Origin of the sequence: Paenibacillus sp. HW567, assembly GCF_000374185.1 — a bacterium.
Lineage (GTDB): Bacteria > Bacillota > Bacilli > Paenibacillales > Paenibacillaceae > Paenibacillus_AQ.
The window spans coordinates 5,664,021-5,687,452 of the sequence record NZ_KB910518.1 but is presented as its reverse complement, the minus strand read 5'-3'; the positions used below and the strand labels follow the sequence as shown (position 1 = coordinate 5,687,452).

At 52.7% G+C, this 23,432-nt stretch carries 17 protein-coding genes and 2 riboswitches; of the genes, 8 read left to right on the top strand and 9 right to left on the bottom strand.

The window, feature by feature from the left end:
- The first annotated feature begins 195 nt into the window (after positions 1–195).
- Positions 196–3,330 (top strand): EAL domain-containing protein, encoded by a 3,135-nt coding sequence (locus tag B212_RS33450; protein ID WP_019914028.1) that lies wholly within the window; start codon positions 196–198, stop codon positions 3,328–3,330.
- Positions 3,331–3,398: 68 nt separating this feature from the next.
- On the opposite strand, the gene B212_RS0125315 is transcribed toward B212_RS33450, so the two are convergent.
- Positions 3,399–4,493, bottom strand: a complete 1,095-nt coding sequence (locus B212_RS0125315; protein WP_019914026.1) for a GGDEF domain-containing protein — start codon at positions 4,491–4,493, stop codon at positions 3,399–3,401.
- Between the two features lie 214 nt (positions 4,494–4,707).
- Positions 4,708–4,807, top strand: a riboswitch (purine riboswitch).
- A 340-nt stretch (positions 4,808–5,147) separates the two neighbouring features.
- Here B212_RS0125315 and B212_RS0125310 point away from each other — a divergent pair.
- The 6 genes from B212_RS0125310 (at position 5,148) to B212_RS0125285 (ending at position 12,316) form a co-directional block, all read left to right on the top strand.
- Complete coding sequence (locus tag B212_RS0125310; RefSeq protein ID WP_019914025.1) at positions 5,148–6,584, top strand: NAD(P)/FAD-dependent oxidoreductase; 1,437 nt, start codon at positions 5,148–5,150, stop codon at positions 6,582–6,584.
- A gap of 208 nt (positions 6,585–6,792) precedes the next feature.
- On the top strand, positions 6,793–8,397 hold the full coding sequence (locus B212_RS0125305; RefSeq protein ID WP_442950123.1) for a LytS/YhcK type 5TM receptor domain-containing protein: 1,605 nt from the start codon (positions 6,793–6,795) through the stop codon (positions 8,395–8,397).
- Positions 8,394–9,122, top strand: a complete 729-nt coding sequence (locus tag B212_RS0125300) for a LytR/AlgR family response regulator transcription factor (protein ID WP_019914023.1) — start codon at positions 8,394–8,396, stop codon at positions 9,120–9,122. The genes B212_RS0125305 and B212_RS0125300 overlap by 4 nt, the downstream gene beginning before the upstream one ends.
- A 123-nt stretch (positions 9,123–9,245) precedes the next feature.
- The gene (locus tag B212_RS0125295; protein WP_019914022.1) at positions 9,246–10,496 is read left to right on the top strand and encodes an L-lactate MFS transporter; all 1,251 of its coding nucleotides are present in this window, start codon (positions 9,246–9,248) and stop codon (positions 10,494–10,496) included.
- Positions 10,497–10,739: 243 nt separating this feature from the next.
- The gene (locus tag B212_RS0125290; RefSeq protein ID WP_019914021.1) at positions 10,740–11,351 is read left to right on the top strand and encodes an RNA polymerase sigma factor; all 612 of its coding nucleotides are present in this window, start codon (positions 10,740–10,742) and stop codon (positions 11,349–11,351) included.
- Entirely contained in the window at positions 11,312–12,316 is a 1,005-nt protein-coding gene (locus B212_RS0125285; RefSeq protein WP_019914019.1) for a hypothetical protein, read from the top strand. The genes B212_RS0125290 and B212_RS0125285 overlap by 40 nt, the downstream gene beginning before the upstream one ends.
- A 469-nt stretch (positions 12,317–12,785) precedes the next feature.
- Here the strand turns inward: B212_RS0125285 and odhB are convergent, their stop codons facing one another.
- Together odhB and B212_RS0125270 are read right to left on the bottom strand one after the other, a co-directional pair.
- On the bottom strand, positions 12,786–14,096 hold the full coding sequence (gene odhB, locus B212_RS0125275; RefSeq protein WP_019914016.1) for a 2-oxoglutarate dehydrogenase complex dihydrolipoyllysine-residue succinyltransferase: 1,311 nt from the start codon (positions 14,094–14,096) through the stop codon (positions 12,786–12,788).
- A gap of 55 nt (positions 14,097–14,151) precedes the next feature.
- Positions 14,152–17,019: a 2-oxoglutarate dehydrogenase E1 component gene (locus tag B212_RS0125270; protein ID WP_019914014.1), complete on the bottom strand. Its 2,868-nt coding sequence runs from the start codon at positions 17,017–17,019 to the stop codon at positions 14,152–14,154.
- A 387-nt stretch (positions 17,020–17,406) separates the two neighbouring features.
- A riboswitch (cyclic di-GMP riboswitch) is annotated at positions 17,407–17,491 on the top strand.
- A 28-nt stretch (positions 17,492–17,519) separates the two neighbouring features.
- Between B212_RS0125270 and B212_RS34060 the strand changes: the two genes are divergently transcribed.
- The gene (locus B212_RS34060; protein WP_019914013.1) at positions 17,520–17,687 is read left to right on the top strand and encodes an anti-repressor SinI family protein; all 168 of its coding nucleotides are present in this window, start codon (positions 17,520–17,522) and stop codon (positions 17,685–17,687) included.
- A gap of 118 nt (positions 17,688–17,805) precedes the next feature.
- Here B212_RS34060 and B212_RS0125260 read toward each other — a convergent pair whose 3' ends face one another.
- The 6 genes from B212_RS0125260 to B212_RS0125235 form a co-directional block, all read right to left on the bottom strand.
- The gene (locus B212_RS0125260) at positions 17,806–18,138 is read right to left on the bottom strand and encodes a helix-turn-helix domain-containing protein (protein ID WP_036670086.1); all 333 of its coding nucleotides are present in this window, start codon (positions 18,136–18,138) and stop codon (positions 17,806–17,808) included.
- Between the two features lie 167 nt (positions 18,139–18,305).
- The gene (locus B212_RS0125255) at positions 18,306–18,896 is read right to left on the bottom strand and encodes a TasA family protein (RefSeq protein ID WP_019914011.1); all 591 of its coding nucleotides are present in this window, start codon (positions 18,894–18,896) and stop codon (positions 18,306–18,308) included.
- A 37-nt stretch (positions 18,897–18,933) separates the two neighbouring features.
- Positions 18,934–19,530, bottom strand: coding sequence for a TasA family protein (locus tag B212_RS0125250; protein ID WP_019914010.1), 597 nt, complete (start codon positions 19,528–19,530; stop codon positions 18,934–18,936).
- A gap of 90 nt (positions 19,531–19,620) precedes the next feature.
- The gene (gene sipW / locus B212_RS0125245; RefSeq protein ID WP_019914009.1) at positions 19,621–20,217 is read right to left on the bottom strand and encodes a signal peptidase I SipW; all 597 of its coding nucleotides are present in this window, start codon (positions 20,215–20,217) and stop codon (positions 19,621–19,623) included.
- A gap of 2 nt (positions 20,218–20,219) precedes the next feature.
- The gene (locus tag B212_RS0125240) at positions 20,220–21,557 is read right to left on the bottom strand and encodes a hypothetical protein (protein WP_019914008.1); all 1,338 of its coding nucleotides are present in this window, start codon (positions 21,555–21,557) and stop codon (positions 20,220–20,222) included.
- 594 nt (positions 21,558–22,151) lie between these two features.
- On the bottom strand, positions 22,152–23,345 hold the full coding sequence (locus B212_RS0125235; RefSeq protein ID WP_019914007.1) for an IS256 family transposase: 1,194 nt from the start codon (positions 23,343–23,345) through the stop codon (positions 22,152–22,154).
- Positions 23,346–23,432: the final 87 nt, after the last annotated feature.

The window sequence follows — 23,432 nt, the reverse complement described above, 5'->3', positions numbered from 1 at the left end:
ATCATTATCAACTGTTATTGCTATTATCCACATTTTGCATCTGAAATGCAATATAAAATTAGAAAAAAATTTAGAGGATTTGCACACATTTTATCTCGGATTCAGCGGGATTAGCAGGAAACCTACCATTTTTTGTCGAATGGATATTTTGGTATAAATGCTGTTAGCCGATTTTTGGGAAAAAGGAGAATTGCGATGAAGCGGTGTAAACTCTTGCTTCTGATTAGCATTATGCTCATGCTTGCATCCCCTGCTGCCGCTCATGCCGAAAGACAGGATATAAGGTACCGGGCAGAATTGGATTATCCGCCTTATAAATATACTCAGAACGGGTATCTCACCGGTTTTGATATTGACCTGACAAGTATGATTTTTGAGAAGCAGGACTATCTGATTCATTACAGCACCGGCGAATGGGAAGATACATACAAGCGGCTGACCGCAGGCGACATTGATACAACGGGACTTATGGCTGTAACCGAGGAGCGGAAAAAGGAAGCCCTGTTCTCCCTCCCTGTACTCAAGAGCTATATCTCCGTGTATGCGCGGCAGGCGCTTCAGGAAGAAGTACAGCTAAGCACCCTGAAACATTACAAAATCGGCGTAGGCAAGGGGCAATACTCTGAAGCTGTGCTGCGCGGCAAAGCGGGAGTCTCACAATACATAGAATATGCAACAGTACCGGATGCACTGGAGGCTCTGCAAAAAGGCGAAGTTGAATTGTTGTTTGAAAATCAGGGAGTTGTCGACTATTTAATCGTTGAGCAGGGCTTAACAGGCAATATTATTCGCAAAATGAGTGATTTATACCCCCAGGATGTGGCTTATGGCATCAGCAAGTCGAGGCCTGAGCTGGTTTCCTATATTAATGCCCGGATTGAGCAATTGCAGCGCTCGGGAGCTTTTGAAGAGCTGTATCAGCAATATTTTTTCGCTCATTCCGATTCGTACAGATCCATGATCCAGAACAGAATTATTTGGGGAATCGCTATCGGTGCATGTCTGCTGGTATTTGGCATAGCTGCGGTTAGGATCTATATCAGACATCTCCGGCGAACCATTCATTCTGAACAGGAATTCTTCGAGGATGTGATAGAGCATACCGGCATGATCGTCTGGGCGGTCCAGGCGGATAAACGGGTTGTGCGCTTCAACCGTTATGCCGCAGCGATTACCGGGCTTGCAGAGAAGCAGGTGCTGGGGATGAGCCTGGATGACATCCCAGACCTTGAAGGCGATGCCTCGATGCTTAAAGAGCTGCTCATCAGAGCGGTTTACAAGGATTACGTCAGCAATGTGGAATTGAAGCTTCCGGGCTATTCGCCCGAGGCGCGGTATTTCTCGATCCGGACCACTCTCATTCGGGGAATGGACCAGCAGGCAGAGGATATTTTTGTGCTCGTGGGACTTGATATCGACGAATGTAAGCAGAACGAAGTCAAGCTGCAGCTCAGCTATGAGGAGCTGGAATCCGCTTATGAAGAGCTGGCGGCGACAGAGGTGGAGCTGCAGAATCAGTTCGACAAGCTTGGGGTCAGTGAACGCCGCTTCCGCCTGGCCTCCGAAGGCTCCGGTGCTTATATGTGGGAGCTGGATTGGGAGAGCGGCGCCTACAAGCTGTCAGAACGCTGGTATGAGGTTATGGGCTACACGGAGGAGGAAATCAACTCGCTTGAGGGCGGCGTTCTGAGCATCATCCATCCGGAGGATGAGGAGGCTGCGCGCAAGGCCCGGCAAGAGCATCTAAGCGGCTTGTCCTCTATTTTTGAAATCGAGTACCGCATGCGCACCAAGGACAACAACTATATCTGGTTCGAAGCGCGCGGCAAGGCAATAGTTGATTCCAAAGACAAGATTGTGCTGTTCCTGGGCTCCCTGATTGATATCAGCAAACGCAAGCAGGCGGAGTTCAAGCTGAACAACAGCTACCAGGAGCTTGAAGCCACCTATGAGCAGCTTACAGCCACCCAGGAGGAGCTTGTAGGCCAATACGATCTGCTGCTGGAGAATCAGAAGAATATGCACCGCCTGGCTTATATGGATTCGCTCAGCAATCTGCCTAACCGCATCTGGCTGCTGGAGACGATGGAGAGCTATTTCCGCCGTCCGGGAGGCAAGGCAGCGCTGCTGTTCGTGGATACAGATAATTTTAAATACATCAATGATACGCTAGGCCATAAATCGGGAGATACTCTGATCCGTCAGGCCAGCGAGCGGCTGGAGTCGGTTGTGCGTGAGGGGGACATGCTGTCCCGGCTTGGCGGGGATGAATTTGTAGTATTTATCAAGGACGTGGAGGACCGTGCTGCTGTACTTGGCCTGGCGGAGGATATTCTGCGCGCCTTCCGCAAATCCTTCCTGATCGGAGAGAGCAATCTGTACGTTTCCGTAAGTATCGGGATCTCCTTCTATCCGCAAGACGGAGGGACTACGGAAGAGATTCTGAAGAATGCCGATGTCGCAATGTACAGAGCCAAAGAGGAAGGCAAAAGCACTTATGTGGTCTATGACAAATCCATGCATACCGTGTTCAATGAACGGATGAACATTGAGAAGCATCTGCGCAGTGCGATGAATAACAATGAGTTCGAGCTGCATTACCAGCCTCAGGTCGATATTCAGACCGAGCTGATCTCCGGCTTTGAAGCGCTGATCCGCTGGAATAGTCCGGTGCTGGGCTTTGTGTCGCCGCTCTCCTTTATTAAGATTGCCGAAGATTCCCGGCTGATTATCTATATCGGGGAATGGGTGCTCAGAGAGGCGTGCAGCTTCATGAAGAGTATAAATGACCGCACCGGAATTCCGTACAAAATCTCGGTCAATATTTCAATCATTCAACTGCTGCAGGAGGATTTTGTGGATATGGTGCTGGATAGTCTGGAGGAGAGCGGCCTCGCGCCGGACTGCCTTGAGCTGGAGATCACGGAGTCGATCTTTATGGAATCCTTTGAAAGCACGGTCAGCAAGCTTGAGTTTCTGAAGGCGCGGGGAATCGGCGTGGCTCTGGATGATTTCGGGACTGGTTATTCCTCCCTGAGCTATTTGCAGCAACTTCCGATCTCTACAATCAAAATGGATAAGATCTTCATCGACTCCCTGGCGGATAAGGCCTACAGCCAATCCTTCGTCCAGACCATCATTATTCTGGGCCAAAAAATGGGGCTGGATGTTGTAGCTGAAGGGGTGGAGGATGCCAGCCAGTGGGCTTTCCTCAAGGAATCGGGCTGTGACAAGGTGCAGGGCTATCTAATCAGCCGTCCGGTGCCGCAGCAAGGAGTACTAGAGCTGCTGGAACCTCAGAGACGGCATGGACCCGACTGCCTGCAGTAAAGGTTTTATATCAAAAAAAGCGGGTCCGGAGCTTCAGTGCTCTGGACCCGCTTTTTTCTGGAAATAGTTCACATAACGATGATCTTGTTCTTTCCGGTTTTTTTCGCTTCGTACAAAGCATCATCTGCCTGCTGAAAGGTGGAGCTTTTGGTGTCCTCATTCTTATAAATATGTATGCCGATGCTTACCGTCACCGGCTGATTCTCCATTTCACTGATCCGCATGGCGGCAATGCCCGTTAGAATCCGTGTCATAATCTCGCGTGAATCCTCGGGCCTTTTGGCAGTCAGAATAACCACGAACTCTTCTCCCCCGTAACGGGCAGCGAAGTCATCCGAGCCGATGTGCTTCAGCACCATTGCCGCTACCCGCTTGAGTACAATGTCGCCTACCCAGTGTCCGTGTTGATCATTTACCTTTTTGAAATTATCAATGTCCATCACCGCGAGCTGCATGGGAAAAGGGGTGCTCTGTTGCTGCTCAATCAGCCAGCCCAGGTATTCGTGAAAGGTCTTATGGTTGTATAAATCCGTCAAAGGGTCGATCTTGGACAGGCGGTCCATGATGATATTCTGGATGCGCAGATCCTGTTCCGATTTCAGTGAGTTCTCCAGCGATTGTACAAGCTCGCGGCCCCGGGCAATGATTCCAAACCCGGCCAGCGAGGTCCCCGTAAAGACAAGTGCGATAATAATATTCTGAATGCGGAGGGTATAATCATAAGCCGATGTATTCAGAAATAACAGGATGATATACAGCAGGCAGATGATGGATGAGGCGTTTAGGAAGCCTTTTCTCAGATATAGTATGGATACCAATAAGGGAAGAAGCATAATAAGCGGTTTCACATGGAATTCGGAGCTGAGATTCATGATGATCACAATTGCGAACAAATGGCTTACAACAACAATAGACAACTCGGACAGCAGAGGCCGCCACTTGCCAATAGCCTCCAGAACAAGCATTAAGGCCAATATAATACAATCTGGAATCAGCACACTGGAAATATAATAATGTCCGCCGGACAGCTCGGGGCGATGCCCCCACATGGAGAAGGAAACAAATAACTGGCTGGCCAGGTACACAAGCAGCAGCACCCAGAGCGCATTGAGGATCACACGGTTCCAATACATTTGTCGAGGAGTCGGCGGTGGGATGTGCATAAGATGTTCCTCTTTTCCAGTGGCAATATCTCTATATATTCGACAAAAAATACATTTTTCCTCCCATGATGCTCTCATTGAATAATGTTCGTGTTTCGGGCGTTAATATGTGATGCTAGTGGATTCGATCTATAAATTTTACACAAAACACGAATTATTATCGTTGAAATTCCTTGACACATTCGCATATATTCTGTAGAATTTCAAGTGGCTCATAATCCATTGATAAGCTGTTCGTATATCCCCGAAGATAAGGTTTGGGGGTTTCTACAGGGAACCGTAAATTCCTGGCTACGAATAGGGTGCACTTTGCATACCTATACGAAGCCGGGATTTTTTGTGCCTGCGTGTAAGAAGCTCTACATTTATCGCAGAAACGGGTAAGGTCCTTGCTATATAAGTTGAACTAAAGAAAACATAAAAAGGGCCGAAGTGACGGAGGGGAAGTTTGGAACTGGAGGAGCGATAGCGTCCGCCTTTGTCTACGGATTTCATCCGCTAAGAGCGGTATAAATCAAGAAATCTGTAGACAACAGCGGCCGGAAGTCCAAACATTCCCCGCAGTTACGACTAGGCCCAAATATGAAAAACTAAAGTTCAACTTAAATAGTTCGCTTTTAGATGCCGTTTCTTCCTGGGAGGAACAGAGAACAGATGAGTAAATATGATGTGATTGTCGTGGGTGCAGGTCCGGCCGGAATATTCGCCTGCTATGAATTGACGCTTAAGGCGCCTGAACTGAAGGTGCTGCTTGTGGACAAGGGTCATGATATTTACCGGCGGAATTGTCCGATTCTGGAGGAGAAAATCAAGCTCTGCCCGCCGGCCTCAGGCCGCAAGGAATTCGCCGGGTGTCTGCCTGCCTGCTCTATTACTGCCGGGTTCGGGGGAGCGGGAGCCTACAGTGACGGCAAGTTCAACATCACCACCGAGTTCGGCGGCTGGATGACGGATTATCTGGCGCCATCGAAGGTGCTGGAGCTGATCCAGTATGTGGATGACATCAATCTGGAGCACGGGGCCACGCCGGTAATTACCGATCCTACAACCGAGAGCATACGGAGCATTGAGCAGCGGGGATACGCTGCCGGGCTTAAACTGCTGCGGGCGCAGGTGCGCCACCTCGGAACGGAACAAAATTTAGAAATTCTGAAATCCATATATGAATATTTGCGGACACGCATTGATATGCTTTTCAAGACTGAGGTACAGGATATCGTTACAGTCAAGGAGGATGGCTCACACCGCATTACGGGAATTACGCTGAAGAACGGTGAAAGCTATGAGGCGGATAAAGTAATGATCGCTCCGGGACGTGACGGCTCGGCCTGGCTGACCGAGGTGCTGAAGAAGCGCCGGCTCAAAATGTACAACAACCAGGTCGATGTGGGTGTCCGGGTGGAAACTTCGGATGTGGTTATGCGCGAGATTAACGAGCATCTGTACGAGGGCAAGTTCGTCTTCAATACATCCGTAGGCACGCGCGTCCGCACCTTTTGCAGCAATCCATCCGGGCATGTGGTCGTGGAGAATCACAGCGGTGTAATGGCGGCCAACGGGCACTCCTACAAGGACCCCGCGCTTGGCTCAAAGAATACCAACTTTGCGCTGCTGGTCTCGCATACCTTTACGGAGCCTTTTGACAAGCCGAATGAATATGCCCGGGAAATCTGCAAGCGGGCCAATGATTTGTCCAGCGGCGGGGTCATTGTACAGAAGTATGGCGATATTCTGCGCGGACGGCGTTCTACGGAAACGCGGATTAAGGAAGGCTTTCTGGAGCCGACACTGAAGGAAGCCGTACCTGGCGATCTCGGGCTGGTGCTGCCGTATAACACTATGAAGAGTCTGATCGAAATGGTGGAGGCGCTGGAGAAAGTGACTCCAGGTATTGCCTCCGAGCATACCCTTTTCTATGGAGTGGAAGCGAAGTTCTACTCCGCCCGGCCGAAGCTTACGGAGAACCTGGAGACGGAAATATCCGGCCTCTACTGCGGCGGCGACGGAGCGGGCATCACCCGCGGCCTGGCCCAAGCGGGAGCTGCCGGGGTATGGATTGCGCGCAGCATACTGGAACGGGCGGGAGCCTGAGTTTCAAGCTATCTTAAGATGAGCTGTCTCAAACGCGGATTTATCTGCGTTGAGACGGCTTTTTCTATATCAGACTAACGCTGGATTAATTGCTTATCCAGAGCGGCAAGTCTTATAATGGACCGATAGATTGACCTATGGAGGCGTGAGTGTGCTGCATAACCTGACGATACTGCTGCAATTGTTCGAAAGAGCGGCGCTGCTGCTGATGTGCCTGTTCGTGCTGACCCGGGTGCCGCGGTTTAAGGAGATTTTTGTGAAGGAGGCTTATGCCCCTCAGGAGCTGGCGATGGTGACGGTTGTTTTCAGCCTGTTCGCCATCTTGGGGACTTATACGGGGATTAATGTTGAGGGCTCCCTAATGAATGTGCGGATCATCGCGATCATGTCCGGGGGGATTCTGTTCGGTCCGTGGGTGGGGCTGATTACCGGCCTGATCTCCGGGGTACACCGGTTTCTGATTGATATCGGCGGCGTTACTTCGGTGCCCTGCCTGATTACGAGCATAACTGCGGGGATTGTCTCGGGCGTCATTTACCGCCGCACTTCGGCGGAGCGCCGCTGGATCGCGGGCATCCTGGCCGGGATGGTCTGCGAAGCCTTGACGATGGTGCTGATTCTGGTGATGGCCAATCCGGCGTCACTTGGTGCGGACATCGTTTCGAAGATTGCTTTTCCGATGATTGTCGGCCAGATCAGTGTGGGGCTTATTGTCATGCTCATTCAGAGCGTAGAGGGAGAGAAGGAGCGGATTGCCGCGAAGCAGTCCAAGCTGGCGCTGGATATTGCCAACAAGACGCTGCCGTATTTCCGCAATATTAATCCCGAGTCGCTGCGGATCATTTGCGGGATCATTAAGGAGGACATCGGGGCTGATGCGGTAGCGATTACCGATACCCGCTATATCCGTGCCTATGTTGGCGTGGGGGAAGAGTATTATACCGAAACGAATGAGATTATCAGCGAGGAAACGAAGCAGACGATCCGAAGCGGCGAGATTACAATCCGCGATGACGATACAGAGTATATGAACCGGGCTATCCGGTCTCTGATTATTATCCCCCTCAAGGAGAAGGGAGAGGTCACAGGCGCGCTCAAGATTTATTACACCAAAGCCCACAAAATCACCTATTCCCTGCAGGCAATGGCGGTCGGATTGTCGCAGATCATCTCTACGCTGATGGAGGTGTCGCGGGTAGAGGGCATCAAGGAGATGGCGAATAAGGCGGAGCTGAAGGCACTGCAGACGAGCATCAATCCCCATTTTCTGTTCAATGCGCTGAACGCGATTATTTCCTCCATCCGCATCGACCCGGACAAGGCGCGGGAGCTGATCGTCAACCTGTCGGGTTATATGAGGTACAATCTGGAGCTGACCGACGAATTCATTGATATAAGGCGCGAGCTGCAGCAGGTGCAGCAGTATGTGGAGATTGAAAAAGCGCGCTTCGGCAGCCGCCTGGCCGTGGAGTATGATATCGACGAGGTGGAGGTGCGCATTCCCAGCCTGATCATTCAGCCGCTGGTGGAGAATGCGATTGTGCATGGTATCCTGAAGGTGAAGGGCCAAGGCACGGTGACCATTTCGGTAAAAGATTTGGGAAGCGCCGTGCGGATCGGCATTACGGATACCGGTATCGGGATCAGCGGGGAGACGATTGAGAAGGTCTACAGCGGCGATATGCCGGATAACAAAATCGGGCTGTATAACGTGCATCAGCGGGTGAAGCTGATTTACGGCACGGGTCTGACGATCCACCGGCTGGAGAAGGGGACGGAAATCTATTTTGACGTCATAAAGGAGCAGCGATGAGAGCGATAATTGTTGAGGATGAAGTGCTGGCAAGGCAGGAGCTTGCTTTTCTGATCGGGGCGCACAGCGCCATAAGGATTGCCGCCGAGTTCGAGGACGGGCTGGATGCGCTGAAGTATCTTCAGACGGAGGAGGTCGATGTTATTTTTCTGGATATCAACATCCCTTCCATTGACGGTGTGCTGCTGGCCCAGAATATCAGCCGGTTCTCGGTTAAGCCCTATATTGTGTTCATCACCGCCTACAAGGAGCATGCCGCCGAGGCCTTCGAGATCGAAGCCTTCGACTATATTCTGAAGCCCTACAGCGAGACTCGGATCAAAGCGATGCTGGGCAAGCTTGAGGGGGCGTTTGCGGCGCGCGGCCGTCAGGGGGAAGAGGGGCATATAAAGGTCAGCGACAAGGTCAATCTATGGAAAAATGAGAAAATCATCGTCGTCGATGCCGATGAAATCTATTATGCTTCTGCGCAGGAGAAGACGACAAGCGTGATTACCAAAGATGAGGAATACAGCATGGCCCTGAGCATCAGCGAATTCCACAGCCGGCTTCCGCAGGACCGATTCTTCCGCTGTCACCGTTCGTATATCGTGAACCTGTCCAGGATCAAGGAGATTATCCCTTGGTTCAACAATACCTACCTGCTCCGGCTGAGTGATCTGGACTTTGAAGTGCCGGTCAGCCGCAGCAAGGTGAAGGAGTTCAGGCAGATCATGCGCATTTAGCGGCAGCTCATTCCCTGTATTCGTCATCTCATTCCGGATTTCTCTCAAAAAAGCGCATTTTCGCTACAATGAAGAGGCAAAGAAGGCCTTGGAGCGACAATTGAGAGAAAGAAGGAATAACCCATGACTACAACTACAGCCGGCAGCAAACGATGGCTCATTGTGCTCGGAACAGTGATTATGCAGATGGGACTGGGCACAATTTATACCTGGAGCCTGTTCAATGCACAGCTTGTCAGTAAATTCGGGTGGGAGCTTAGCTCTGTTTCGATAACCTTTTCCATCACCAGCTTTGCCCTGGCCTTCGCGACACTGTTCGCGGGGAAACTGCAGGACCGGTTCGGCCTCCGCAGACTGACCGCTGCCGCAGGGATAATGCTAGGGCTGGGTCTGATCTTAAGCTCGCAGGCCAGCTCCCTTCCGATGTTCTATCTGCTGGCTGGAGTAGTGGTCGGGTACGCGGATGGAACGGCATATATTACTTCGCTGTCCAATCTGATTAAATGGTTCCCTAAGAACAAAGGCTTGATCTCCGGCGTGTCCGTCGGCGCTTACGGCACAGGCAGCCTGATCTTCAAATATATCAACGGCAGTCTGATTGACTCGGCAGGCGTGTCGGATGCCTTTCTGTACTGGGGCCTTATCGTCATGATTATGATCGTGGCCGGCTCCTTGCTGGTCCGTGAGGCTCCTGTGGCAGCAGCCGCCAAGACAGAGGCTGCTAATGTAAAAAGTACACAAGGTGCGCCGAAGGACTACACGGTCAAAGAGATGCTCCGCACGAAGGAAGCGTACCTGCTGTTCATTATTTTCTTCACCGCCTGCATGAGCGGCCTTTATCTGATCGGCATCGTCAAGGATATCGGCGTGAAGCTGGCTGGACTGGATGTGACGACAGCAGCTAATGCCGTGGCTATGATTGCGATCTTCAATACGGCAGGCCGGCTTATTCTTGGCGCTTTGTCCGACCGGATGAGCCGGCTCAAGCTGGTCAGCGTTACGCTGGCGGTTACCGCTGCCGCAATGCTGACCCTCAGCTTCGCAGACTTGAGCTACGGCCTGTTCTTTGCTTGTGTGGCAGCGATCGCCTTCTGCTTCGGAGGTAACATTACGGTGTTCCCGGCCATTGTCAGCGACTTCTTCGGCCTTGCGAACCATAGCAAGAATTATGGTATTGTCTATCAGGGCTTCGGCATTGGCGCGTTGTCCGGCTCGTTCATTGCCGCTTACCTCGGCGGGTTCAAGCCTACCTTCATTGTTATCGGACTTCTGTGCATCCTGGCCTGCATTGTTGCGGTATCCCTGAAGCCGCCGGTGCAGAAGCAGGCCAGAGAAAAGGGAATAAGCCTGAAGCCTTCACGGCATACGGCTTGACCATATATAGATTTTGTGTCGGCTTGAGAGCGTAACAGACAAAGAGAATAGTACCGAAGAGAGAGATCCGGAAGTCCGCGTGAGCGGATGGGGATGTCTCTTTTTTGGTTTACGGAGAGGAGGGAATTCCAAGTCTGGCGAATTCCTATTCATATCAGAGATCGGCGGGACTAAAATAAAAATTTGGGCCGGGCAGGCACTTTTTGCAGGAGCCGGGTGTTATAGAGGTATACAAGCAAGGAGGTGAGGGCAACGTCACAACAGGATTTACCGGATAAGCAGCGGGTGGAGGAAATCATTGTCAGAGTGCAAGCGGGGGAGAGAGAATGCTTCTCTTATATTGTGGAAGTGTATCAGCAGCCCGTCTACCGCTATTGCTGCCGGATGCTGGGGAACCGGCAGGATGCGGAGGATGCGGTGCAGGATGTGCTGGTCAAAGCCTATCAGTCCATCCGGGGGTACAAGCTGGTGGTGAGCTTCTCGGCATGGCTGTACCGGATCGCAGGCAATCATTGTCTTAATCTGCTGCGCCGGCGGCGGATACAGGGGCAATTCATACGATTGTTCCGGCAGGAGGCGGTAGCGCTCAGCCCGGAGCAGAAGCTGGATGAGCGGCTCTACAGTCCGGCGCTTGAGGAGGCACTTGGGCGGCTGTCGTTCGAGGAACGAAATTTACTTGTGCTGCGGGTATTTGAAGAACAGAGCTTTCTTGAGATCAGCAGCATCCTGAAGCTCAGCCCCAATGCATTGCATAAGCGGATGGAGCGGATTAAACGGAAAATACGGGAAACTATGCAAACGGAGGAGGGGATGTCATGGGACGGACAGGAATCAGTAATGAGTACCAAGATATAAAGGCGGCGGCAGTTCCTGAGCGGCAGTTGTACGACATTGAAGTTACAGACAAGGTGATGGCCCGCATTCGGACACTGGATCTGAAGTTACACCATAGGCAAAGTACGCGCAGAATCCGGTTCGCTGGTAAAACAACGGCCTTCACAGGAATGATGGCTATGCTCCTGCTGATCACCGTCACAGGTTATGCGGCTTCGGAGTACATTCAGATCCGCAACAAGGCAGGCGAGGTTAAAGTGCAGGAAATACCGGTTCCGAATAAGGATTTGAATCCGGCAGTTCCTGCACCGTATTACAAATATGCATATAAGATAATGGATTTTGCTAAACCCGGGGAATTAATTGCCTATTACTACCGGGGAGAGAAGCTCTACGAAGGAGCGAAATCTGCATTGCAGTTTGCAAGAAAAGAGCTGCGTCTGACGGATTACGGGCAGTTTCTTGCAGAAATGAAAAAATTGAAGACCCCTATACTGCCCAAGGAAGCTAAGGGCTATGTGTTTGATAATGGTGATATTACTCCCGGTAGCCCTTCTGACGAGCAGTACGACGACAATCCGCTTTACCGTCAGACCCTTGACGAGCTGATCGCTGAGGCACGTCAGAACACCGGGCGAAATCTATTCATGAAGGCAGTTCCCTGGACTGAAGCGAGCTCTGTTAGCGGAAGGTATACCAAGCAGGGGGCGGTCATCGGGATAACCGCGTATCTGATGAAGGGCGGCTCTATGCAGGTGTACCAGGATTCTAACATGAGCACGGAGAAGCTTACGGTAGAAGGCAGAGAGATCCTTTATACTGATGTAAGCAGGCCGGATATTAAGCCGGGGTTCGGCTATCATTATCTGAATTGGTACAACGAGAAACAGGATGTATATTACACGATTAGTACCTACGGTAACGGGGTTTTAACTAAGGAGAAGCTGCTGGAGCTGGCTGCAGAGCTAATCCACGGCGTATTATAGGCAGACTAGTTATGGCTGGTGGATTAGAGGAATCTGCGGCGGGCAGCGTTATGGAAGTGCTAAGTGCGGAAGTGTGGAAGTGACAGAGTGCTGGAGTGCAAAGTGCTGAAGTCTTGTTGGTATAGTTTTTAGTAAAGTTGTAGATAATGCAACTCCGGTTCACAGATACCTGGTTGTTTGGAGAGATTGTTGTAGAAAATACAAGAATTATCCTGCTAAATCGCTTATAGGAGCGGAAATCCTGCATTTCGTACAACAATTATGAATTTTGGTCATTATTATAAGGGGAATGTTGTATTCTGTGCAGGAATTCTTTTAAAAGTTAGCAGCCGGAGCGTAAATATCAATCCAGGCAAAGCTGCTTCTGAGAAGCATCAGTCATAACCAAAAACAGGCATCCGGGCAGAGCGTTCGCTCTCCGGATGCCTGTTTGTCTATGGGCGCAGGATTAAAGGATACTAATGGAAGGTTACCCTTCCAGCAGCAAGGCTTCAGGGTCTTCGAGCAGCTCCTTGACTTTGACCAGGAAGCTAACCGCCTCTGAACCGTCTACGATCCGGTGATCGTAGGAGAGGGCGATGTACATCATCGGGCGGTTGGCGCTTCTTTCTTCGTCCAGGGCGATTGGACGGAGCTGGATCTTGTGCATGCCGAGAATGCCGACCTGCGGCGTGTTGAGGATCGGTGTAGACAAGAGTGAGCCGAATACCCCGCCGTTGGTAATGGTGAAGGTGCCGCCTTGCAGCTCTGTCAGGCTGAGCGTGTTGGCGCGGGCCTTGGAGGCCAGCCCGCCGATCTGCCGCTCAATTTCCGGGAAGCTCAGCCGGTCGGCGTCGCGGACAACCGGGACCACGAGTCCTTCCTTGGCGGCCACGGCAATGCCAATGTCGTAGTATTTCTTGATCAGCAGATCTTCGCCGTCAATCTCTGCGTTCAGCAGCGGATAGGCCTTGAGCGCGCCGATCACGGCCTTGGTGAAGAAGGACATGAAGCCGAGTCCGACATCATGCTTCTCTTTGAAGGCATCCTTGCGGCGCTTGCGGATGTCGAGGATGGCGGTCATATCCACCTCGTTGAAGGTGGTCAGCATGGCCGCCGTCTGCTGCGCTTCGACCAGGCGGCTGGCTATCGTCAGCCGTCTGCGCGACATGCGCTTGCGCTCGACGGCTTTGCCGTCCTCCAGCGGCGCTTTGCCCAGCGCCGCTGGAGGCTTCACCGGCTCCGGCCGGGCCGCTGCCGCCGGAGCGCTTGGCGCAGCGGCCCCCGGCCCGGCTGCGCCGTGTCCCAGCACATCGGCCTGGGCAATCCGGCCGATGGGGTCGCGGGCGGTGACCTCGTCGAGGTCGATGCCCCGCTCCCGCGCAAGCTTGCGCGCCCCCGGCGAAGCCAGGGCCGCAGTGCCCGCCGCCCCTTCGGGCGCGGCGGCAGCCTCGGCAGCGGGCGCAGGCGCCGCTGCCCGAACCGCGGCAGGAGCTTCGCTGCCTGCCGCCACGGCCGGCTTGCCGCCCTCAGCGGCCCCCGGCCCAGCGGCGCTTGCCGTGCCTGCGCCGCTGCCGATGATGCCAATCGCTTCGCCGACGGCCACGTTCTCGCCGGCCTGGCGCAGGATGGAGGAGATGACGCCGTCCTCCTCCGCACTGATCTCCAGATTGACCTTGTCGGTCTCCAACTCTGCCAGCACATCCCCCTGGCCGACGGTGTCGCCCTCTTTCACCAGCCATTTGTAAATGGTTCCTTCGGAAATGGATTCGCCCAAATCGGGTACTTTAATTTCGGACACAGGCCGTTACCTCCCCAAACATATTAATTAACGTTACCGCAACACCATCCTCGATTTAAGAGGACGGTACAGCCGCTTGTACTTGTGAATTTAATTTCAGGGCTTCTCTTACTATACGCCGCTGCTCAAAAGCATGCACGTCAGCGTATCCGCTGGCCGGACTGGAACGCTCCGGACGCCCGATATATTGCACGCCGGCCTTCTGCGGGGCGATGGCGCGCAGCCGGGGCTCCGCATAGCTCCAGCCGCCCATATTCTTCGGCTCCTCCTGTACCCAGACGATCTCCTCAAGGGAGCGGAAGGTGCTGAGGTGAGCCGCCAGCTCGCGTTCCGGGAACGGGTAGAGCTGCTCCAGACGGAGGATGTGCAGCCAGGACCAATCCTGATCCTTGGCGGCCTCAAGCTCCGTCTGCAGGTCAAGTGTCAACTTGCCGCTGCAGACAACCAGCCGCTTCACTTCCGCGGGATGGGCTCCGAGCAGCGGCTCCGGCAGTACAGGCTGGAATTCGCCTGAGGCCAGCGCGGCACCCGGGGAGGTGCTGCGCTGGTTGCGGATCAGGCTCTTCGGTGCCATGATCACGAGCGGGCGGGCATCCACGCTGCCGCAGAGGGCCGCCTGGCGGCGCAGCAGATGGAAATACTGTGCGGCAGAGCTTAAGTTCGCCACCGTCCAGTTCTCCTCGGCGGAGAGCTGCAGGAACCGCTCCAGTCTGCCGCTGGAGTGCTCCGGCCCTTGTCCTTCGTAGCCGTGCGGCAGCAGGATGGTCAGGTTGCTGCGCTGTGTCCACTTGGCGCGTCCGGCGGCGATGAACTGGTCGATAATCACCTGCGCGGCGTTGGCGAAATCACCGTACTGTGCTTCCCAGAGCACGAAGGTTTCCGGGGCGAACACATTGTAGCCGTACTCGTAGCCCAGCACCGATGCTTCTGACAGCGGGCTGTTGTATACACCGAAGGAGGCCTTGGCGTCGCTGAGCTGATGCAGCGGAGAGAACAGGGCGCCTGTGTCACTGTCATGCAGAACCAGATGGCGGTGGGCGAAGGTGCCGCGCTGGGAATCCTGGCCGCTCAGACGAATCGGTGTGCCGTCTTTCAGGATACTGGCGAAGGCCAAGGCTTCCGCCAGCGCCCATTCTACCCGCTCTCCGTCATTCAGCGCATCCTTGCGGCGCTGCAGAATCCGTTCGAGCTTCGGATAGACCTTGAAGCCGTCCGGCACGGTCAACAGCTCGCGGTTAATCTGCTGCAGATTGCTAAGAGGAACCGCGGTAGTCTGGGGCTGAGGGGTATCCGTCAGCAACTGCACGGAGGTTTTGGCCTCTCCGCTCTTGCGCTTGCCTTCCTTCATCTGATCGAAGGCTTGCTGCAGCACGTTCTCTGCTGCGCTGTTCATTTGCTTCACTTCGTCTGCTGTAACGATCTTCTCACGCTGCAGGCGTTCTGCATATATACGATACACCGTAGGGTGGCTGCGCACTTTGCCGTATACGAGCGGCTGTGTCGTTTCGGGATCATCCATCTCATTATGGCCATGACGGCGGTAGCCGATTAAGTCAATCAGGAAATCCTTCTTGAACTGATTGCGGTAAGCGCAGGCCAGCCGGACAGCGGCAATGCAGGCTTCGGGGTCATCCGCATTGACATGGACCACCGGAATTTCGTAGCCTTTGGCAAGATCGCTGGCATAATGGGTGGACCGGGAATCCTCGCTTTCGGTCGTAAAGCCGATCCGGTTATTGACGATAATATGCACCGTGCCGCCGTTGGTGTATCCACTCAGCTTACCGATATTCAGCGTTTCTGCAACAATGCCTTCACCCGGGAAAGCGGCATCCCCGTGCATCAGCACGGCCATAGCCTTGTTGGTATCAAGATTTGGCAATCCCGGCGTATTTCGGTCCTCCTGGGCTGCGCGCGTAAAGCCTTCAACGACAGGGTTGACGAACTCCAGATGGCTCGGGTTGTTGGCCAGCGTGATCCGCGTGCGTACCGTCTCCCCTTCATGAACGGCGCGGTCCGCGCCCAGATGATATTTGACATCTCCGGTCCAGCCATAGTTAATCCCCATGGAGCCCTCGGACGGGAACAGCTCCTTGTTCGGAGAATGGTGGAATTCGGAGAAAATAATTTCATAAGGTTTGCCCAGAATATGCGCCAGCACATTCAGCCGCCCACGGTGGGCCATGCCCATCAGGATATGCTCTGCGCCATCATGTGCGGCAGCGCGGACAATCTCATCGAGCATCGGCACAAGGGTGTCAGTGCCTTCCAGGCTGAAGCGCTTCTGGCCGACAAAGGTTTTATGCAGGAAGGTTTCGAACTGCTCCACCTGAATCAGGCGGTTCAGCAGCTCCTTGCGCTCGCCGCCCGTCAAGGGGGCGGGTGAGCTGGTGGACTCTGCCTGGCTGTTCAGCCAGCGCAGCTCCTGCTCTTCGTGCACATGCCCGAATTCGTAGGCTATGGTCCGGGTATAGGCCTGGCGCATCCGGTGAACGGCATCCCAGGCGGTCTTGACCTCATCCGGTGCGTTCTCCCAGATCAGCGATGCGGGCAGCGCAGTCAGGTCTTCGCGGGTGAGGTCATAGGTTTCGTATTCCAGCCATTTCGCCATCGGGTTGTTCCCCCGGACAAGCGGGTCGATATTAGCGGCCATATGGCCATATATACGGATATTGGCAATCAGCTTGGAGGCTCTTACGGCTTTTCTAAGCCACTCCGTATCTCCCGAAAGTGCAGGCTTCGGAGCCGGCGCAACATCCGGGGTGAGCGGAGGGGGTCCGTAAACTGTGAAAAGCTCGCGGTAATGATGCTCCACTGAAGCGGGGTCCTTAACAAACTGTTCATATTTTTCCTGAATGTAGCCCAGATTGGGTCCGTGATATTTACTCCAAATGGTTTCATTATAGGGCTCTTTGACTGCCATGAATGCATCCTCCCAACGGATGAACCCCACGTGCGGCACTAGGCGTCAGCGCCCGGTGGAGCTGCAATGTTTGCGGTTTCATTTCTCATCCTATTGTGCTACTTTCGAGCCGTGTAATCAATTCATACTTTCGTGTAATCCGTTCGCAAAACGGCATGATTCAGCCCATAAATGATGAATAACGGATATCGTTTGCTATGATGCAATTCATGGTCAGTCCCCCAAAGTTATATTACCCGGACAAGGTCTTGCAAAAAAAGCTAATCTTTTGCACGACTTAGCAAAAAAAAATCCGAAAATCGACACACTTCTCATGTGAGATTCTGTATAATGTTATTGCGGGTAACGGTTACATTAGTTTCTAGCCAGATCCTTTCATGTAAAGGGTCCAGTAAAGGGTAAACCTGCTGAAAGGCAGGGGCACAAAGTCTCGGGTCTAATGTAGAAATACTACGACGGCCGGACTGCCTGGGGACGCAAATATTCTAGGAGGAGATATCTTGGAAAAGTCCAACCAGGGGAATAACGGAGAACTGCTGACGGGTGATCTGGATTTAGAATGGGTGCATTTGCTGATGTCGGCCAGGAAGGCGGGCATCGGGGCGGAGGAAATCCGCCGGTTTTTCAGTGAGAAGGCATTGGGCGAGAAGGCATTGCAGGTCATGTAGGGCGTTTTCGATGCAGGGATATATACGGAAAAGGGCACAGCGGAATGCGCTGTGTCCTTTTCTGCAAATATGAGAAAATATAAGTTCCACACTATATTGTAACCTTATATTTCCCGAACTATTGATCCTTCTGCTCCAGCCGCCATTTTTGATAATCCAGAAACTCTTTGAATTCCCGTTTGCTTATGCCTGAGGCCATAGCCTCCTGAACGAGCCGGAACCATTCGCCGTCCAGGGGCGGCTCTTCCGTATCTGCGGGCTCGCCATAGAGGAGAATATGGATAGAAACCTGAAGCGCATCGGCGATTTTTTCAATGAATTGAATTGAGGGGTTGGATTGAATATTTCTTTCAACATTGCTTAAGTATGATTTCGCCACATCAGCCTTGTCAGCCAGCTCGGATAAGGACAAGCCTTTTTCCAGACGGAGTTGATGGATGCGGCTACCCATATTATCCGGCACGATTAAACGCCCCTCCGCATTTTTTTGTTAACAGTATAACAAATTTTCGCATAACGGACAAAAATCAATGCTTCAGCAAAGCGGTGAGCAGGAAGAAAAACGGCATACCCCGCCCCGATGAGGGAGGATACGCCGTTTTTTGCGCGAGATGGGGCTTATTTCAATTCACCGGGGCCTTGTTTGGCGTTGAATGTCCAGGTGAGGGACAATTTATCCCCCTGGAACACGTTCTGATCCTGCCCGTTGTCGACAAATACGAAGGCTACCTTGAAGACCTTGGATTGTCCGGCACTGATGCCGCCAGGAATTGCGCCTGTGCTGATCAAATCATAGTTGGATGTATTCTTCAAATCCTTAAGCGAAATTTCCCCGAGGACATAATTGGTAATATCGCCGCTGACATAGGTGTCTTTGAGCAGCTTCACTTTAAAATGATCCCCGAGATCCTGCGCACCGTTATTTACTCCTGCATCGGTTACTGTATATGCACTGGCAAGCTTCAGCTCTTTGATATCCAGTGTTCCGCTGTTCTGCAGTGTGAAGTTGCGCACCGCAATATCGCCGGGCTTGAGGTTGCTGAGATTAACGATCTCCGTTGGAATGGTGTTCAGGTCCAGCGTGCCGGCAGCAAAGGTTGCTGTGCTCTGCGCAGTGTCGCTGAAATAAGCGAAGGTGCCTCCCCCGATCAAAGACAATCCCAAAGCCGCCGACGCAATACCGAACCCCAATGTTTTTTTAATCCCCATAATGTGAATCCTCCTCGATTATTTAATGTGTGTGTGCTTATTTAAACTCGCCGGCCCCTTGGCTGGCTTCGAAGTTCCAGGTGAGCTTCAGCTTGTCGCCCTGGTAATAGTTCTGCGGCTGGAAGGTTTCCTTGAAGGCGAATTGCACAGTCAGCTTATCCTCGGTGCCCGCTTTAATTCCTGATTTCTCACCGCCCAGGATCGTGCCGAGTATCTTTCTGGCGACCAGATCGGGGGTTTCGCTCTCCAGATCGGCCAGGGAGATGACCAGGATTTCCGGCTGTTTTTTGTCGTTGTTATTCAGGAAGGTAACGATAATATCATCCTTGAGATTGTGGTTTCCGTTGTTGTTGTTCGTATCCGTCACTACGGAGGCGGTCTTCAGCAATACCTTGGGAATATCCAGCGAGCCGTCATTTTTCAGCTTGAAATCTCTGGTGATCAAATCTCCCGGCTTCAGATTGCTGAGATCGACGATGACAGCGGGATCAGAAGTCAAGCTCAAAGTTCCGTTGTTAAAAGAAGCAGAACTTGATGCAGTGTCGCTGAAGTAAGCGAAGGTTCCCCCGCCGACCAGGGTCAGGCCAAGCGCTGCCGAGACAACGCCGAGTCCCAGTGTTTTTTTGATGTTCATTTGTTCATCCCTCTCTCAATGTTCTTTTTGTAATAGGCAAAATCGTTATCTATTGTGCTCCGCGTTTCGTAAACGGGAGAGGACAACCTGTCATTGCAGCGCTTTGGGCAAAGTTTCCGGGGCTCCGGCGCTTGCGTTCTCGGCGTTTTTCTTTTCCAGTGCGGCAACGGCCTTCCAGGAGGTGAAAAGCGCGTAGAGCAGCAGCAGCAATCCCGGTATGATCATCAGCATCACGCTGCCCGCCTTGGACACCGCGAAGTTCATCGCATATCCCACGTAAGGAACGGTCACTCCGGTGTATTGCCCGACGACATTGGTCGAACTGACGGTTCCTGAATCCGCTGCGTCGTTATTATCGCCCTTGGTTGTATAGGCAGCCTCGCCAGTGGCGCTGTTGGTCGTGGCATCCACAATGCGGTGGGTGATCAGGAGGTTCTCCTGATTAATGAACGTAATGACGTCCCCCTTCTGAAAACGGGTCATATCGCCGCCCGGCTTGATGGCTACGATGGAACCGGTGTGAATGCCCGGCTCCATAGAGCCGGAGAGGACGGTTTTGATCTGATAGCCGAAGAAGGCCGGCTCGCCGCCCGAGGCTTTAGAGATCACTACGGCAACCACCAGGAGCAGAAAAATCAGGAACATCAGCGTGGATAGGGTGGTGCTGATTATTTTTTTGATCGACATGTTTATTCGCCGCCTTTACTGGATTCGGGATCTGGGGTAGGAACAGGAGCAACACTAGGAGTAATAGCTTGATCTGGAGCGGACGCTGATGTCGGTGTCGGTGACGGTGTCGGTGTCGGGGGTGCTGCTGCTGGTGCGCTATTCCCTGGAGTTGCCGCAGGTCCCGCTTCTGGAACACTGTCCCCGGGAGTTGCTGTCGGGATGACTTCATGGCCCGGAGTTTCAGCGGCAGGCTTGCCGTCTCTCTGGTCCGGTGAAGTGGCCTCCTCTGTGGGGATCGGCTTCTCCTTATCTCTGTCCTTCACTGGTTGCTTGTCTTCAGGAGGCTCTACTGTTTTGTCGCCGCCATCCTTGTCGCTGTCTTCCTTCTGCTTGAGCGCTTCGGCGGCTTCTTCCTGCTTTTTCTTTTCCAGCTCGAGACGTTTCTTTTCTTCGGCCAGGGCTTTTTCCTGCAGCTTGGCTTTGGCGTCCGCGATTTGAGTTAGCTGATTCTGTAAGCTGCCCACTGCGGAGGACAGGCTGCTCTTGGTGGCGGTCAGATCCGTATACAGTTGCTCATAAGTGGCCTGCAATACGGGAGATACCTGGGAGTCCGCATCATATGCCTTGGCTACGAAGGAAATAATCGGCTCTTCAGCGGGAAAACCGAAGCTCTCCTGGCGCAGCAGCATCCGGTCGGGGTTGCCCTCCGGCAGTGTGCTGCCGATTTGGCGAATGGAGCTGAGATATTTCACGATTCCGTTGAGAGCACCCGTCAGTGATTCGGACAAAATCCCGCTGTAGCCGGCGCTTAGCTGAAGCTGCTCAAAAGCCTGCGAGTCACGGATTTCCAGGCAGTTCGGTTCGAGATTAACCATGTACCCGCCAAGCTGGTTCAGAATCGCCGCCGCGCTGCTTACTTCCTGCAAAAGCTGCTGCCAGACTCCGCTATTCAAGCTGAGTTGATTGTCTAATAGGGACATTTCGGAATTCGCGGCGGAAATCTGTCCGTTAATGCGGGCCGCAGCCTGATCAAGCTCATCCGCTGAAATTTCAGGGGTACCCGAAGGAGCGCTGTAATCTCCTGTAGTGCTGTAGCTGCGAAGAGAAGCTTTGAGTTCGATGATTTTCTGGATATGCCCGGCGAATGCCGACAGCAACTGCTCAATCTGGCCCGGGAATACGGAGCACAGCTCAATGGTGCTATCCTGCTGCCGGGATGTGGTGAACTCTCCGTAGGTGCTGCCGACCTGGCCGGAGGTATAGAGCAGAAGAACGGATGCAGCCATACCGGATTGCAGCATGCGCAGACCGATTTTACTATGTTTTCTTTTACGCCGTTTGGCGGATCTGGGGTACAAAGGCGGGCCCCCTCTCATGGCTTCCAATTAATAATTCGTTATATTCGTTCTTTATTAAGAACGATATCGTAAGCAAATCATACACTGCCTGCCGGGCAAAAAGAAAATGTTGATTTCGTCTAAATGTTCGCAATAATGTACGGAAATGATTGGTTATCGGCCATTATCTGGCGATATCGCTAAATTACACAAAATGTTCTTTATAAAGAACATCGGTGTGATGTTGAAGAGGTGGCTGTAGTGCTAGCTGTAGTGCTAGCTGTAGTGCTGGCTGTGGTACCAGGTGGAATAGCAGGAGTAAGGAGGAGACGCGGCTGGGGGCGGGTGAAATAACGGCAGAAATGCCGTTAAATTGGGCGTGAGAGGACGGAAACGGAAGAATAACGGTAGAAATGCCGTTAAATCGGTCGTGATCGGCCATGTGTGCTGGAATAACGGAAGATATGCCGTTAAATCGGGCGTGAGGAGCCGAGAGTGGGTAGCGTCAAGAAGTTTGTGTAAAAGAGTAGAAGTACTTCCCCTGGGTTACGGATTGGGGCATAGGTGTTTCTGGGGGGAGGGGGAACCCCGCCCCCCAGAAACAGGATTTATCAGCTATTCCTCTCCGGGTGTGGGTAAAGAAGGGTAGCGCGCTTCAAATAGCTCATTTAACTTCTTTTTAACAGTATCCATACCAAAGCCAGGGACAACCCGGTCTGTTTGACGCTCATTGTAGTCTAGCATTTCTAGATACACGATTTTCTCGGCCGCATCCATATTCGTCAAACTGTTCATGGGTTTGAGGCGCTTACGGATTTCCTTGTTCATTCGCTCAATGGGGTTCGACGTGTAGATCGCTTTGCGAATGGATTCCGGATATTTGTAGAACGTTAGGAGTGTTGACAACTGTTCCTCCCAAGACTTCATTTCCTTTGGATACAGCTTGTTCCACTTGGCCTTGACCGTATCAAAAGTAGCCCGGGCCACTTCCTCATCCGGTGCGGTATACACTGTCTTCAGCGCTTCAATCACATCGGTTTTGTGCTCGATTCGGATTTTTGGGAATGTGGCTCGCACTTTGTGCACGACACAATGCTGCACATCCGCCTGCGGGTACGTTTCTTTAAAGGCCGCATCCAGTCCGGGAAGCCCGTCAAACACACCCAACAGTACTTCCTGAGCTCCACGGTTGTACAGGTCTTTAAGGACCTCCCGCCAGCCGTTCGAACTCTCTTGACCGCCGACGTAGAACCCGAGGATTTGACGTTGTCCCTCTTCGTCGATGCCCATCGCAAAATAGACCACTTCGCCACAAACGGTGCCGCGTTTGAGCTTCACGTACAGTCCGTCCAGATAGATCACAGAGTAGCGCTTGCTTAGCGTCCGTTTCTGCCACTGGTGGATATCGTCAAGGACGGTAGCGGTAATGTTGCTGACAGTCGTAGGAGAGTAATGGCTGCCGAACATGCTTTCAATGAACCGGGCGACGTCCCGCGTACCCATACCGCTTTTGTACATCTGGATTACCGCCTCCTCGAGCCACCCGTCCCGACGTTGGTACGGCTCAAACATCTGAGTTTGGAAGAGACCCTGGCGGTCGCGGGGGACCTCCAGATCCTCCAGGTTTCCGTATTTCGTGTGCAGGTTTCGCGTGTAGTATCCGTTGCGGCTATTGCGCGTACCCGCTTCATCGCTGGACATAAACGCCTGGATTTCGGCGCGCATAATGGATTCCATGTTGTTTTTCACAAATTGAGTGACAAGATTTTCAAATAGATTATTCAGCTGGTTTTCGGGTAAAATAGTCATCGAGTAGGGTTCCTCCTTGGTGGTTTCGCAATCCCGAGGATACCCTACTTTTTTGTTGCCTGACTAGGCTCCAAATCTTGGTACACA